Origin of the sequence: Rossellomorea sp. YZS02 (assembly GCF_033963925.1) — a bacterium.
Taxonomy (GTDB): domain Bacteria; phylum Bacillota; class Bacilli; order Bacillales; family Bacillaceae_B; genus Rossellomorea.
Genome location: NZ_JAXBLY010000004.1, coordinates 171938 through 187579 on the forward strand (window position 1 = coordinate 171938; position 15642 = coordinate 187579).

Sequence of the window (15642 nt, forward strand, 5' to 3'; positions counted from 1 at the left end):
GGGGAATTGAGATGAAATGGATAATCCGAAATGCACGTGTTCTAACAAAAAACGGTGACTTAGAGAATGTGGATGTCAAGGTGGAGAATACGAAAATCATCGAGATGGGTCCAGGATTGAAGGGGACAGATCACCAGGAATTCCAAGCAGAAGGGTTATTGCTTTCCCCGGGATTTGTCGATTTGCATGTCCATTTAAGAGAACCGGGCGGCGAACATAAAGAAACGATTGAAACAGGTACAAAAGCAGCTGCAAAGGGTGGATTCACAACCATTGCCGCTATGCCGAATACCAGACCGGTTCCAGATACAGTTGAAAACCTCGAGGCTCTAAACAATAAAATCATGGAAACAGGTACTGTCAGGGTCTTACCGTATGCCGCCATTACGGAACGTCAAATTGGAAAAACCATGAATGACTTACCTGCCTTAAAGAAAATGGGGGCATTTGCCTTCACCGATGATGGAGTGGGGGTACAATCTGCCGGCATGATGTTTGAAGCGATGAAAACTGCAGCAAGTATCAATGCCGCCATCGTCGCCCACTGTGAAGAAAATACATTGATTTATGGTGGAGCGGTTCACGAAGGTGAATTCTCAAAGAAGCATGACCTGCCTGGGATCCCCTCCATATGTGAAGCCGTACATATCGCAAGGGATGTGCTTCTGGCAGAGGCAACAGGAGTGCATTATCACGTATGTCATATCTCAACAAAAGAATCAGTAAGGGTGGTCCGGGACGCGAAGAAAGCTGGCATCAATGTGACAGCTGAGGTAACTCCCCATCATCTTCTGTTATGTGAAGATGATATCCCGGGACTTGACCCCAACTTCAAGATGAATCCGCCTCTTCGAAGTAAAGAGGATCAACAAGCGCTCATAGAAGGTTTACTGGATGGAACAATCGATTTTATCGCTACCGACCATGCACCACATACAGAAACAGAAAAGTCAGAAGGGATAGAGCTCGCTCCATTCGGTATCGTGGGATTGGAAACAGCCTTTCCGTTGCTTTATACACACTTTGTGGAAAAAGAAATCTTTACTCTGAAGCAATTGATTGACTGGATGACGATTAAACCGAGCTCTCTGTTCAATCTTCCGTTTGGACTACTTGAAGTAGGAGGAGGAGCCGATTTTACTCTTATAGATTTAAATGAACAAAAAATGATCGACCCGGCTGAATTTATATCAAAAGGTAAAAACACTCCATTTAAAGAGTGGGAGTGCAAAGGATGGCCGAAAGCAACTTTTTATCAGGGATCTCTTGTATGGAATGAAGGAGGAAACGAACAATGAAAAGACAACTCATTTTAGACGATGGAACAGTTTTCGTGGGAGAAGGATTTGGAGCAAATGAAGATAGTATTGGTGAAGTTGTATTCAATACGAGTATGACTGGCTACCAGGAGATTCTATCCGATCCATCCTACTGCGGACAGCTTGTAACCCTGACCTATCCGCTTATAGGGAACTATGGAATCAACCGGGACGATTTTGAATCGATCTCTCCAGCCATAAAAGCGTTCATTGTCAGAGAAGTGGCTGATTTTCCTTCAAACTGGAGAAATGAATCAACGTTGGACGAATTATTAAAAATAAAAGGTATTCCAGGAATTTCAGATATCGACACCAGAAAGTTAACAAGGATCATCAGAAAGCATGGAGCCATGAAAGGCATCATTTGTTCTGCTGAATATAATCCACAAGACATGCTAAATAAATTGAAGGATACTACCCTTAGGACTGACCAGGTAAAACAGGTTTCCACGAAGACAGCTTATGCTAGCCCCGGGAGAGGTTATCGCGTGGTGTTGATGGATTTTGGGATGAAGCACGGTATCTTACGGGAATTGAATAAACGTGATTGTGACGTAATAGTGGTGCCTTATGATACTTCCGCGGAAGAAATCAGACGCCTGCAGCCTGACGGAATCATGTTATCAAATGGACCGGGGGATCCGAAAGATGTACCGGAAGCGATAGAAACAATCAAAGAACTTCTGGGTGAAATTCCACTCTTCGGCATCTGCTTAGGTCATCAATTATTCGCTCTCGCCTGTGGTGGCGACTCTTTCAAGATGAAGTTCGGCCACCGTGGAGGCAACCATCCGGTTAAAGATTTGAAAACAGGTAAAGTTGCGCTGACCTCTCAGAACCATGGATATGCAGTAGATGAAAAATCCTTAGCAGGTTCGAGATTACAGGTGACACATACTGCAATAAACGATGGATCAGTAGAAGGATTGAAGCACTTGGACTTCCCGGCATTTACGGTTCAATATCACCCTGAAGCATCTCCGGGACCTGAAGATTCAAACTACTTATTCGATGATTTCTTACAACTTATGAAAGAAGAGAAAAGAAAGGAGCTTCAACATGCCTAAACGTACAGACATCAAAACCATCTTAGTTATCGGAAGTGGACCTATCATCATTGGACAGGCGGCAGAATTCGACTATGCCGGAACACAAGCATGCATCGCCCTAAAAGAGGAAGGCTACCGGGTAATCCTGGTGAACTCGAATCCTGCAACTATCATGACGGATGCCGAAATGGCTGATAAAGTGTATATCGAACCGTTGACATTGGAGTTTGTCAGCAGGATTATCCGCAAAGAACGACCGGATGCCCTGCTGCCTACATTAGGTGGTCAAACAGGATTGAACATGGCTGTTGAGCTCGCTCAATCAGGGGTTCTGGAAGAGTGCGGAGTGGAAATTCTCGGGACGAAGCTTTCTGCCATCGAGAAAGCGGAAGACCGTGACTTATTCAGGAATTTGATGAATGAAATGGGTGAGCCCGTACCGGAAAGTGAAATCATTCATTCATTGGATGAAGCCTATCAATTTGTGAACGAAATTGGATATCCAGTCATCGTCCGCCCTGCTTATACTCTTGGTGGAACCGGCGGTGGAATCTGTCATAACGAAGATGAATTGATCGAGATTGTCAGCTCAGGATTGAAGTACAGCCCGGTAACCCAGTGTCTCTTGGAGAAGAGCATTGCTGGCTTCAAGGAAATAGAATATGAGGTTATGAGAGATGCAGCAGATAATGCGATCGTGGTGTGTAATATGGAAAACATCGACCCGGTTGGTATCCATACGGGAGATTCGATTGTAGTAGCACCTAGTCAGACCTTAAGTGACCGTGAGTATCAGATGTTGAGGAATACAAGTTTGAATATCATCCGGGAGTTGGGAATAGAAGGGGGCTGTAACGTTCAGCTTGCCCTTGATCCGGACAGCTTCCAGTACTACATCATTGAGGTGAATCCGAGGGTGAGCAGGTCTTCTGCACTTGCTTCTAAAGCTACTGGATATCCAATCGCGAAGCTTGCTGCCAAAATAGCAGTCGGTCTTACCCTGGATGAAATGATGAATCCTGTTACTGGCAAAACATATGCATCATTCGAACCTGCACTTGATTATGTGGTGACCAAGATTCCAAGATGGCCATTTGATAAATTCGAAGCGGCAAAGCGTAACCTGGGTACCCAAATGAAAGCAACAGGAGAGGTAATGGCGATCGGCAGAACCTTCGAAGAGTCACTCCTGAAAGCGATCCGCTCCCTTGAAAGCAACACATATCACATGGAACTGAGTGATGCACAGCAATTGACGGACGAGTGGATCGAGAAAAGGATTCGAAAGGCCGGGGATGAACGCCTATTCTACATCGGCGAAGCCCTTAGAAGAGGGGTAACGATTGAAACCATACATGAATGGAGTAAAATCGATCTTTTCTTCTTATATAAAATGAATAGAATCGTAGAGTTTGAAAAGGAATTATCTCAGAATCATTTCCACTTTGAACTCGGTCAAAAAGCTAAGCGCATGGGCTTTTCAGATATCACCGTGGCCAAGCTATGGGATAGTACAGAAGCAGAAGTGTATAACTGGAGAAAAGAACATGACCTGACGCCTGTCTATAAAATGGTCGATACTTGCGCAGCAGAGTTTGAATCAGAGACGCCTTACTTCTACGGCACCTATGAAGATGAGAATGAATCCAGGGTCACTGAACGTGAGAGCGTCATCGTCCTTGGTTCGGGTCCGATCAGGATCGGACAGGGAGTGGAGTTTGATTATGCAACGGTTCACTCAGTATGGGCGATTAAAGAAGCAGGTTATGAAGCGATCATTGTGAATAACAACCCGGAAACGGTTTCGACTGACTTCAGTATTTCGGATAAATTATACTTCGAACCACTGACGGTAGAAGATGTCATGCATATCATTGATCTTGAAAAGCCTAAGGGCGTCGTAGTGCAGTTTGGCGGACAGACGGCAATCAATCTGGCAGACGAGTTGGTCAGAAGGGGAGTCACGATTCTCGGTACCACCCTTGAGGATCTCGACCGGGCAGAGAACCGGGATAAATTTGAACATACTCTGAATGAACTGGGGATTCCACAACCGGAGGGGAAAACGGCAGTATCTGTGGAAGGTGCCCTGTCTATAGCTGGAAACATCGGTTATCCGGTCCTAGTCAGACCATCATACGTTCTCGGCGGAAGGGCAATGGAAATCGTTTACAGGGAAGAAGAGCTTCTTATGTACATGAAGAATGCCGTAAAGGTAAATCCTCAGCACCCTGTATTAATCGACCGCTATCTGATCGGAAAAGAAATTGAAGTGGATGCCATTTCGGATGGAACAGACGTCGTCATCCCTGGAATCATGGAGCATATCGAGCGGGCCGGGGTCCACTCAGGTGACTCCATTGCTGTGTATCCTCCACAACAGCTGACGCCAGAACAAAAGCAAACCATTGTCGATTACACGACGAAACTCGCTAAAGGCTTGAATATTGTGGGCCTCTTGAATATTCAATATGTCATCTCAAAAGGTGAGGTCTTTGTCCTGGAAGTGAACCCGCGATCCAGTCGCACAGTGCCATTCATCAGTAAAATCACAAATGTACCGATGGCAAATATTGCGACCAAATCGATTCTTGGAATTTCCCTTAAGGACCAAGGATATGAGTCGGGGCTAATCCCTGAAAAGCATGGAGTGTACGTTAAAGTGCCTGTCTTCTCCTTTGCCAAATTAAGACGGGTGGACATCACTCTCGGGCCTGAAATGAAATCTACAGGTGAAGTAATGGGGAAAGATTTCACATTGGAAAAAGCTCTCTACAAAGGAATGGTTGCAGCGGGAATGCAGATGAAGGAATATGGATCGGTGCTCATGACTGTTGCAGATAAAGACAAAGACGAAGCCGTGATTCTGGCTCAACGCTTCATCGATATTGGTTATCAAATCCTTGCAACAAAGGGTACTGCAGAGCATCTGACAAAAGCAGGTATTGCTGTTCGTGAAGTAGATAAAATCGGGTCAAGCGGCCCTACATTATTAGATATCATCCAGAGTGGTGAAACACAGCTTGTCATCAATACATTGACCAAAGGGAAACAACCTGCCCGGGATGGGTTCAGAATTCGAAGGGAATCAGTGGAAAATGGCATCCCTTGCCTAACTTCACTGGATACTGCCGAAGCCATCCTGAGAGTGATTGAATCGATGACATTCTCTGCCGAGGCACTGCAAGCACATTCGAAAGCGAAAGAGGCGGTGTTTCAATGATCGTAAACGAAAAGATGGTCGTGCTTTCTCATGAAAGGATTGCTGAAAACATCTTCGAGATCGTACTTCAAGGAGATTTAGTGGAGGAAATAAAGGCTCCAGGCCAATTTGTTCACGTGAAAGTCGGGACTGGAATCGACCCCTTATTAAGGAGGCCGATATCCATCGCATCCCATGACCTTCATGAGAAGACCATGACATTGATCTACCGCGCCGAAGGGAAAGGCACGATGCTCCTTTCCAAAGTTGGAACGAGAGAAAGGGTCGACGTATTAGGCCCACTTGGAAATGGATTCTCCGTAGAACGTGGAAATAAGACCGCACTTTTAGTAGGTGGAGGAATTGGAGTTCCTCCCCTCTACGGTCTTTCTAAAAAGCTGGTTGACAGCGGTTGGAAAGTGAACCATATCCTCGGTTTTCAAAATGAAGCTGTCAGCTTTTACGAAAATGAATTCCGGGAACTCGGAGACACATATATTGCAACTGTAGATGGATCCCTTGGTACTGCAGGCTTTGTAACGGATGTTATCAAGGAAGAAAAGCCAGCCTTTGATGTATTTTATTCTTGTGGTCCTACACCCATGCTGAAAGCGCTGGAATCTCAATTGGATGACAAACGTGGTTTCATCTCATTGGAAGAAAGGATGGGCTGTGGAATCGGGGCTTGTTTCGCCTGTGTCTGTCATAAACAGGATGATCCTGAAGGGGCGAGTTATGTGAAGGTTTGCAGTGACGGCCCGGTATTTCCTGCAGGGGAGGTGCTTCTATGAAGTCATTACAAATCGAATTACCCGGATTATCTCTAAAAAACCCGGTCATGCCTGCTTCAGGTTGTTTTGGATTCGGACGGGAATATAGTCAGTTCTATGATTTAAGCGAGCTTGGAGCAATCATGATCAAAGCGACGACGGAAGAGGCGCGCTTTGGTAATCCGACTCCCCGGGTTGCTGAAACGAATGGCGGTATGCTCAATGCAATTGGTTTACAAAATCCCGGACTCACCGGTGTGATGGAAAAGGAACTTCCTTGGCTTTCACAATATGATGTACCGATCATCGCAAACGTGGCAGGCTCTCAGGTCGAGGATTATGTTGAAGTGGCAAGAGTCATCTCTTCCGCTCAAAACGTGAGAGCCCTGGAGCTTAATATCTCCTGTCCTAATGTTAAAACAGGAGGAATTGCTTTTGGGACTATCCCTGAAGTAGCGAAAGAATTGACCGAGAAGGTAAAAGAAGTCTCTCAGGTTCCCCTGTATGTAAAGCTGTCACCGAACGTAGCCAATATTGTGGAAATGGCAAAGGCCGTTGAAGCAGGTGGGGCGGATGGTTTGACAATGATCAATACACTCCTCGGAATGCGATTGGATATGAAGACAGGGAAGCCGATTTTGGCAAACAAAACCGGCGGCCTATCAGGACCTGCGATTAAACCCGTTGCCATCCGGATGATTTATGAAGTGAGTCAACAAGTAGACCTGCCAATCATCGGAATGGGTGGAATCCAGTCGGCTGAAGACGTCATCGAATACTTCTATGCAGGAGCAAGCGCGATTGCAGTCGGGACAGCAAACTTCGTTGATCCATTCGTATGCAAAACAATCATAAACGATCTACCGCCATTACTCGATGAACTTGGAGTCGATCATATTTCGCAATTAACCGGAAGGAGCTGGGGGAAGAATGACTCAAAAGCCGTTTATAGCTCTTGATTTCCCTTCTTGGGAGATGACATCAAACTTTTTGGATCAATTTTCGGAAAGTTTACATGTAAAGGTAGGTATGGAGCTCTATCTTCAAAATGGCCCTGTCATACTTGAGAAGCTTTTAAATAAAAATCATAGGATATTCCTGGACCTGAAACTTCATGATATTCCCAACACAGTCTACGGAGCCATGAAGGGGCTAGCGAGCTTTGACCTGGAGCTTATCAATGTGCATGCAGCAGGTGGCAGCATAATGATGGAAAAGGCGTTGGAAGGTTTATACGCAGGTACACCGGCCAACCATGAACGCGCTTCTCTAATTGCAGTTACACAGCTGACATCGACATCAGAAGAACAAATGCGAATAGAGCAATTGATCCCTAAAACCATCGATGAATCTGTCTTACACTATGCAACCCTTGCGAAACAAGCAGGGCTTGATGGAGTGGTTTGTTCTCCACGTGAAGCATCTATGATTAAAGAATATTGTGGGAATGACTTTTTACGTGTCACTCCTGGAATTCGCTTAGCTGAAGATGATGCAGGAGATCAAAAAAGGGTCACAACTCCACATTTGGCAAGAGAATTAGGCTCTTCCTACATAGTCGTCGGAAGAAGCATCACGGGTGCAGATCAACCGCTACACGCTTATGAACGGATCGTAAAGGAATGGGAGGGCAAAGCATGAAACAAGAAATAGCAAAGAAATTATTAGACATCGAAGCTGTATATTTAAATCCGGAAGAGCCGTTTACGTGGTCATCGGGAATAAAGTCACCCATCTATTGTGATAATCGTCTGACACTATCTTATCCTTCTGTACGGAATAGCATCGCAGAGGGACTGTCAGAGATGATCCGGCAGCACTTTCCTGATGCAGAGGTCATTGCAGGTACGGCAACGGCGGGAATTCCCCATGCTGCGTGGGTTAGCGAGAAGTTAAACCTCCCTATGTGTTATGTCAGGTCAAAGGCCAAAGCCCACGGAAAAGGAAAGCAGATTGAAGGAATTGCGGCTGCTGGGCAAAAGGTGGTAGTGGTGGAAGACCTAATTTCAACGGGAGGAAGCTGTATAACAGCGGTTGACGCCTTAAGAGAAGCAGGATGTGACGTATTAGGGGTAGTCGCTATATTCACATATGAACTGGATAAAGGGAAAAGGATGCTTAAAGAACAAGATATTAAATCATTTGCACTCTCGGATTATTCAAGTTTATTGGAAGTAGCGGTCCAGAGTGGAATCATCCGAGAAGATGATTTAGCACAATTGAAGCGTTGGAAAGAAGACCCGGAGAATTGGGGAAGTTAAGTGGGAAAGCAACTCGTATGTGAGTTGCTTTTTTTATTATTGCGAGGGGAAGGACCATCATATCTATTATCTGCCTTTTTTTGACATGCAAAAAGTTCAATATGTCTGCTGTTCGAGAGAATCCTCAATATTCCCATAAAAAGCTCAAAACAAAAAAACTCCCACTCCAGTCCAAAATATGACGGAGTGAAAGTGCTTCCTCTCAATATTAATCCCTCAGCGCTCGAACCAGATCCAAATCTGGTGTTACATACACGGTTTGTTGTCCGTCATAAATGACAAAACCCGGCTTTGCGCCTTTTGGTTTCTTTACCTGTTTGACTTCGGTGAAATCTACCGGAACCGAACTTGATTCACGTGCCTTACTGAAGTAGGCAGCGATATTGGCCGCTTCCTTGATGGTTTGTTCAGAAGGGTTGGGATTCTTGATGACAACATGAGAGCCAGGTATATCCTTCGTATGAAGCCAAATCTCTTCTCTTCCAGCGACCCTGCTGGTTAAGTAGTCGTTTTGCTTGTTGTTTTTCCCAACCAGGATTTGAGTACCGTCACTTGAAGTGTACTGTTCAAGTACAGGCTTGGAATTGAGCTTTCTCTTTTTCGTTTGCTTACGAGCCCTAAGGTAACCTTCTTCCTCCAGCTCTTCCCTGATTTCTTCAACATCTTTTGTAGAAGCGGATTCTAATTGCTGCAGCAGTTGCTCTAGGTACACAATCTCTTCCTGAGCTTTTTCGATTTGTTCATGAACGATCGTAATGGCATTCTTCGCTTTTTGATAACGGGAGAAATAATTCTGTGCGTTATCAGAAGGAGATTTTTGAGGATTAAGCGGAATCGTTATACTTTCCCCATTTTCATCATAGTAATTAACCACGCTGACCTCCGTCATGCCACGTTCCACGGCATACAGATTCGACGTAAGGAGTTCCCCGAGTAATTGATAGCGGTCAGCCTGTTGGGCGTCATCTAAAGTCTTCTTTAACTTCTCGATTTTATTGATGTTTTTATCCCGTTCATTTCGGATGAACCGCTCCAAGTCGTTCCCTTGTTGCTTGACGCGGTCCCGTGCAGCTTTTTGATAGAAGAATCGGTCCAGCAATTCACTTAAGGAAGAAAAGGTATGTTTTTCACCCTTGAGATGCTCAAGATCCATCCAGTAGAATGTTTCTTTCTCACCAGTGATAAGGGTCGGATTCTTGTCAAAGGTTTTTGCATGATGAATCAATGATAAGAATGATTCAGCGATGGTTGACTGGTTTCCGATCCCTGCCCGGTGAATGACTTCTTTCGCATAAAGCGGAGATATTCCTGCGAAGGATTGAACGATCTGTTTATCGAGCTTTCCGGCATTGAAATCAAGGGCTCTCAGGACATCATCCTTCGTAGCTTCGAGCGGATCTTTCTTGTCCTGCTGGGGCGGCAGTACATACGTGTGGCCTGGTAATACTGTACGATGTGTATTCATGCTAGGTGAAATATGCTTGATGCTATCAAGGATCATATTTCTTCCTTTATCCACCAGGATGATATTACTATGCCGTCCCATGATTTCAATGATTAATTGTTTGTAAGAAATATCTCCAATTTCGTTTCTTCCTTTAACTTCGAAAATGATCATCCGATCCAATTCCACCTGATTGATGCCTTCAATGATGTATCCTTCAAGGTGTTTTCGTAACAGCATGCAGAACATCGGTGGGACAGAAGGATTTTCATAATTTTCGTTGGTTATTTGGACACGTGAATAACTTGGGTGAGCCGACAAGAGCACTTTGTGGTTTTTCCCGTTTGCCCTGATGATCATGATGATTTCGTTTTTATATGGTTGGTGTATTTTATTAATGCGTCCATGCAATAAGCTTTCATTCAATTCTTTCGTCATATTTCTTGTGAATAATCCATCAAATGACATATATAACATCCTCTGCTTTAATCAATTTCAGTGTAATTACATTTTATCCGTTTTACCTGCTGTCTAAAATGTAACGAAGGTAACCGATTTTTCCTCTATCCTTGGTAAAATGCAAAACCTATATAAATCATATCATTTTTTAGGACGAGTCTGAATAAGAATGCTATGAGAAGGATAACTTTTCGTATCGTAGGAGGAGAGTGACATGGTTGCATGAAATTTCATGAGATGAGACAAGAGGACATAGAGCAGTCATTAAATACTAATTACCAAGAGGGGCTATCAACAGATCATGTAGCAGAAAGACGGAAACAGTTTGGGTACAATCAATTGGAAGAAGCTGAAAGGCAGTCTGCTTTGTTATTGTTTTTCAGTCAATTCAAGGATTTTATGGTTCTCGTGTTATTGGCAGCCACTCTCATTTCGGGATTGCTTGGGGAATACATCGATGCGATTGCCATCATTGCCATTGTACTTATAAACGGTTTTTTAGGGTTTTTCCAAGAACGAAAAGCGGAAAGATCCCTGCAGGCATTAAAGGAGCTTTCTGCACCGCAAGTCTCGGTATTGAGAGATGGAAAGTGGGTGAAGATTGTCTCAAGAGAGGTCATTATCGGGGATGTTATTCGATTTGGCAGCGGAGACAGAATCGGTGCTGATGTACGCCTTATCGAAGCGAATAACCTGGAGATAGAGGAATCTGCACTTACTGGTGAATCAGTTCCAGTTGCAAAATCCACTCAACCTGTCAATGGTGAGAATATGAGTCTTGGAGATTTGGAAAACATGGCGTTTATGGGAACGATGGTCACACGAGGAAACGGGATTGGTGTCGTGACCTCGATTGGCATGAAGACAGCCATGGGACAGATTGCGGATATGATTCAAAAGGCTGAAACCATGACGACCCCCCTTCAGAGAAGACTTGAAGAATTAGGGAAAATCCTCATTACGGTTGCACTTGTACTGACGGCGCTGGTGGTGGGAATCGGTGTGATTCAGGGCCATGATATGTATACAATGTTTTTGGCAGGGGTTTCATTAGCTGTTGCAGCCATTCCTGAAGGGTTACCGGCCATTGTAACAGTGGCTCTTTCCCTGGGCGTTCAGCGGATGATTAAAAAGAAGGCAATCGTTCGAAAACTTCCGGCTGTTGAAACGTTAGGCTGTGCTTCGGTTATTTGTTCGGATAAGACAGGTACCCTTACTCAAAATAAAATGACGGTCACCCATCTGTGGAGCGGCGGGAAAACGTGGACGGTAACTGGAACAGGATACGAGCCCGACGGCCAATTCTATAACGGGGAACGACGTGTGACTCCTCATAGTGAGAATGCCTTACAGCAATTATTGACGTTTGGAATGCTCTGTAACCATGCAGAACTCGTAACCCGTGAAGGAAGCTTTATTGTCGATGGAGATCCTACTGAAGGAGCACTGCTTGTTGCAGGATTGAAAGCGGGACTCTCAAGAGAGTCATTACAGAAGAAATTTACGATTGTGAAAGAGTTCCCATTCGATTCCACCAGGAAGATGATGAGTATCATCGCAGTTGATCAAAATGGAAAGTACTTCTCTGTAACCAAAGGTGCCCCGGATGTTTTGGTCGGGAAGAGCGAGTCGGTCCTTTGGGAAGGAAGGCTCCAAAGGAAATCCTCAGAAATCACGGGAGAAGTAGAGGGTGCCATCCATGACATGTCTTCTAACGCTTTGCGAAACATTGCCATTGCATATAAACCGATCAAGGATAGGGCCTGGGAGTCATTAACGGAGTCAGACATCGAAGAAGGTGTCACTTTCATCGGCTTGCAGGGAATGATTGATCCCCCAAGACCGGAAGTAAAGCAAGCGGTAAAAGAGTGTCGGGCAGCCGGCATCAAGACGGTCATGATCACCGGGGATCATGTGCTGACGGCCAAAGCCATTGCGAAACAGCTGGGAATATTGAAAAATAAAGATCGCGTCCTCGACGGTAAGGCTTTAAATCAGATGGAAGTACATGAACTGGAAGAAATTGTGGATGAAGTATCGGTGTTTGCAAGGGTGTCTCCAGAACATAAATTGAAGATTGTCAAAGCATTGCAAAATAGGGGGCATGTAGTAGCGATGACCGGGGACGGGGTAAATGATGCCCCGGCCATTAAATCTTCTGATATTGGAGTGGCTATGGGGATAACCGGTACAGACGTTGCAAAGGAATCTTCCTCGTTGGTTCTCTTGGATGATAACTTTGCTACGATCAAATCAGCGATCCAGGAAGGCAGGAACATCTATGAAAATATCCGGAAATTTATTCGGTACCTTCTCGCGTCGAACGTCGGTGAAATACTCGTCATGCTATTTGCCATGATTCTTGCCCTTCCACTGCCGTTGGTCCCGATTCAGATTTTATGGGTGAATCTTGTGACAGATGGCCTTCCTGCCATGGCATTAGGTCTGGATAAGCCGGAAGATGATGTTATGAAGAGGAAACCGAGGCATCCGAAAGAAGGTGTGTTTGCACGGGGACTCGGCTGGAAAGTCGTGTCAAGGGGATTCCTGATCGGAGGGGCGACTTTACTTGCGTTCATGTTATCCTACAAGACACACCCTGATCATCTGGCTTATGCCCAAACCGTCGCGTTCGCTACATTGGTCATGGCACAGCTGATCCATGTGTTTGATTGCCGTAGTGAAGTTTCGGTGTTTTCAAGAAATCCTTTTGGGAACATGTATCTTGTCTGGGCCGTATTATCTTCGCTTGTTTTAATGCTGATCGTCATCTATGTACCATCATTGCAGCCAATCTTCCATACGGTGCCGATCGTGTTAAAGGACTGGCTCTTAATCATCGGTTTAAGCTCAGTTCCGACGTTTTTACTTGCAGGGTCATTTTTTGCAAGAAAAAAACAGTGAAATGTGGTATAATCCAAAAGGTAATAGAGAAAATCCTCTATTACCTTTTTTATATAAATAGTGATGTATCGATTATAAGGGATTGTTCCCTTCGCTGAATGAACAGTACAAGATAGGGAGATCAGCGTTGTTCTACATACGTAAACCGTCAAAGGATTGGATGTGATCGTAATGGTTGTCAGTATGACAGGCTTTGGCAGAAGCAAAGTAGAGTCTGAACAACATTCTGTAACGGTAGAAATGAAATCCGTTAATCACAGATTCAGTGAGTGTTATATAAGGATGCCGCGTCAATTATTGAAGCTCGAGGATAAAATAAAGAAACAAGTTTCCCAAAGCGTCAAAAGAGGGAAAGTGGATATTTTCATCACGATCAGCGGTGAAGGCCTAGTACATAAAAACCTGCATATTGACTGGAAGCTCATTCAAGATTATTATCAGTTAGTAAATAAGGTGAAAAAAACCTTCTCATTACATGATGAAGTGCAACTATCCCATCTGTTAGACAGAGAAGAATTTGTGATGGTTGAAGAAATGGAAGAAGAAAATGAAGAGCTTGAGCACTTGGTATTAAAAGCTGTTGATGAAGCCGTGTTGGATCTCAGAAGGATGCGGGAGAAAGAAGGTGAGCTCCTTAAGAATGACTTTCTCACACATCTCCAAAAATTTGAGCTGAGCGTAGGGGAGCTGACCCAACATGCCCCTGAAGTGGTCAATCTATATAGGGAACGATTAAGAAAAAGAATTGTAGAATACAATGAAAATTCTTTTGACGAAAGTCGTATCCTTACGGAAGTGGCCATCTTTGCGGATAAATCAGATATCACAGAGGAATTGACAAGGCTTAAAAGTCACATTCAGTATTTTCATTCCACATTGATGAATGAAGGCCCTGTAGGCAGGAAATTGGATTTCATGATCCAGGAAATGAACAGGGAAGTCAATACAATTGGTTCAAAAGCAAATGATTCCTTCATTGCCACCATTGTGGTAGAACTGAAATCAACACTTGAGAAGCTGAGAGAACAAGTGCAAAATGTAGAATAAGAAGTTTAGTTTTCCGGCATTCCGGCGAAACTAAACTATTGATTAGGAGGAGCATTATGTCGATCAAGCTCATCAATATAGGATTTGGAAATATCGTTTCAGCTAACCGGATAATTTCAATTGTAAGTCCGGAATCAGCCCCGATCAAGCGCCTGATACAAGATGCAAGGGATCGTGGAACACTCGTTGATGCTACATACGGAAGAAGAACAAGAGCGGTCATTATTACGGACAGCGATCACGTCATTCTTTCAGCTGTTCAACCCGAAACCGTTGCTCATCGTTTGACAGATAAAGAGGATTTAGTAGAAGAAGGGCAGGGTAAATAAATGAAAGAAAAAGGATTGCTGATCGTTCTTTCCGGACCATCAGGTGTAGGGAAAGGAACAGTTCGTAAAGCGATTTTTTCCCAGGAAGATACAAAGTTTGAATATTCCATTTCGATGACCACACGGAAACCCCGTGAAGGAGAAGTGGATGGTGTAGATTATTTCTTCAAATCAAGAGAAGACTTCGAAGCGCTCATCACCCAGGGCAAGTTGTTGGAGTATGCAGAGTTCGTTGGGAACTATTACGGGACTCCTGTGGACTATGTACGTGAAACACTGGATGCAGGAAAAGATGTTTTTCTTGAAATCGAGGTACAAGGTGCACAGCAGGTAAGAGATAAATTTCCTGAAGGACTGTTTATCTTTCTGGCACCCCCAAGTCTATCCGAACTTCAAAACCGCCTCGTCACTAGAGGAACTGAAACGGACGATTTGATCCAAGGTAGAATGAATACAGCAAGAAAAGAAATTGAAATGATGAATTTATATGATTACATTGTTGAAAATGATCAGATTGAACATGCAGTAGACAAAATTAAATCCATCGTTCAGGCAGAACACTGCAAGCGGGAACGCGTGCAACAACGATACTTAAATATGCTGGAGGCTGAGTAAATGTTAAACCCATCCATTGATTCATTAATGAAAAAGATCGATTCTAAATATTCGCTGGTAAGTATTGCTGCTAAGCGTGCAAGGAACCTTCAAGACACGGGTGATTATCGTTTGAACCGTTATGATTCTCATAAGTTCGTAGGGAAAGCTCTTGAAGAAATCCATGCAGGTCAATTGTCTATGAAAGAAAGAGATGCCAAAGCAGTCTATTCTGATGAATAAACGGCAGTGTGCTTATTGAAT

Annotated in this window: 13 protein-coding genes; 12 read left to right on the plus strand and 1 reads right to left on the minus strand. The window is 44.1% G+C overall.

Annotation, left to right across the window (positions count from 1 at the left end; translation table 11 throughout):
• Positions 1-11: 11 nt before the first annotated feature.
• The 7 genes from SLH55_RS06105 to pyrE are packed head-to-tail and all read left to right on the plus strand — an operon-like array spanning position 12 to position 8601.
• The gene (locus SLH55_RS06105; protein WP_219168990.1) at positions 12-1298 is read left to right on the plus strand and encodes a dihydroorotase; all 1287 of its coding nucleotides are present in this window, start codon (positions 12-14) and stop codon (positions 1296-1298) included.
• Positions 1295-2386, plus strand: a complete 1092-nt coding sequence (locus SLH55_RS06110; protein ID WP_219168988.1) for a carbamoyl phosphate synthase small subunit — start codon at positions 1295-1297, stop codon at positions 2384-2386. The genes SLH55_RS06105 and SLH55_RS06110 overlap by 4 nt, the downstream gene beginning before the upstream one ends.
• A complete protein-coding gene (carB, locus tag SLH55_RS06115; protein WP_219168986.1) occupies positions 2379-5591 on the plus strand; it encodes a carbamoyl-phosphate synthase large subunit in 3213 nt (1070 codons plus the stop codon). The genes SLH55_RS06110 and carB overlap by 8 nt, the downstream gene beginning before the upstream one ends.
• Positions 5588-6361, plus strand: a complete 774-nt coding sequence (locus SLH55_RS06120; RefSeq protein ID WP_219168984.1) for a dihydroorotate dehydrogenase electron transfer subunit — start codon at positions 5588-5590, stop codon at positions 6359-6361. Before carB ends, SLH55_RS06120 begins: the two co-directional genes overlap by 4 nt.
• Positions 6358-7299, plus strand: a complete 942-nt coding sequence (locus SLH55_RS06125) for a dihydroorotate dehydrogenase (RefSeq protein ID WP_219168982.1) — start codon at positions 6358-6360, stop codon at positions 7297-7299. The genes SLH55_RS06120 and SLH55_RS06125 overlap by 4 nt, the downstream gene beginning before the upstream one ends.
• Complete coding sequence (pyrF, locus tag SLH55_RS06130; protein ID WP_219168980.1) at positions 7271-7981, plus strand: orotidine-5'-phosphate decarboxylase; 711 nt, start codon at positions 7271-7273, stop codon at positions 7979-7981. The genes SLH55_RS06125 and pyrF overlap by 29 nt, the downstream gene beginning before the upstream one ends.
• Positions 7978-8601, plus strand: a complete 624-nt coding sequence (gene pyrE / locus SLH55_RS06135; RefSeq protein ID WP_219168977.1) for an orotate phosphoribosyltransferase — start codon at positions 7978-7980, stop codon at positions 8599-8601. Before pyrF ends, pyrE begins: the two co-directional genes overlap by 4 nt.
• 208 nt (positions 8602-8809) lie before the next feature.
• Here pyrE and SLH55_RS06140 read toward each other — a convergent pair whose 3' ends face one another.
• Positions 8810-10513: an NFACT family protein gene (locus SLH55_RS06140; protein ID WP_320322919.1), complete on the minus strand. Its 1704-nt coding sequence runs from the start codon at positions 10511-10513 to the stop codon at positions 8810-8812.
• A 213-nt stretch (positions 10514-10726) separates the two neighbouring features.
• On the opposite strand from SLH55_RS06140, the gene SLH55_RS06145 reads away from it, so the two are divergent.
• The 5 genes from SLH55_RS06145 to rpoZ all read left to right on the plus strand — a co-directional run bounded on the left by SLH55_RS06145 (position 10727) and on the right by rpoZ (position 15621).
• On the plus strand, positions 10727-13408 hold the full coding sequence (locus SLH55_RS06145) for a cation-translocating P-type ATPase (protein WP_320322920.1): 2682 nt from the start codon (positions 10727-10729) through the stop codon (positions 13406-13408).
• Between the two features lie 171 nt (positions 13409-13579).
• On the plus strand, positions 13580-14455 hold the full coding sequence (locus SLH55_RS06150; protein ID WP_219168971.1) for a YicC/YloC family endoribonuclease: 876 nt from the start codon (positions 13580-13582) through the stop codon (positions 14453-14455).
• Between the two features lie 56 nt (positions 14456-14511).
• Positions 14512-14784, plus strand: coding sequence for an extracellular matrix/biofilm regulator RemA (gene remA / locus SLH55_RS06155; protein WP_034755776.1), 273 nt, complete (start codon positions 14512-14514; stop codon positions 14782-14784).
• On the plus strand, positions 14785-15399 hold the full coding sequence (gmk, locus tag SLH55_RS06160; RefSeq protein WP_320322921.1) for a guanylate kinase: 615 nt from the start codon (positions 14785-14787) through the stop codon (positions 15397-15399).
• Positions 15400-15621, plus strand: a complete 222-nt coding sequence (gene rpoZ, locus SLH55_RS06165; protein ID WP_034755771.1) for a DNA-directed RNA polymerase subunit omega — start codon at positions 15400-15402, stop codon at positions 15619-15621.
• Positions 15622-15642: the final 21 nt, after the last annotated feature.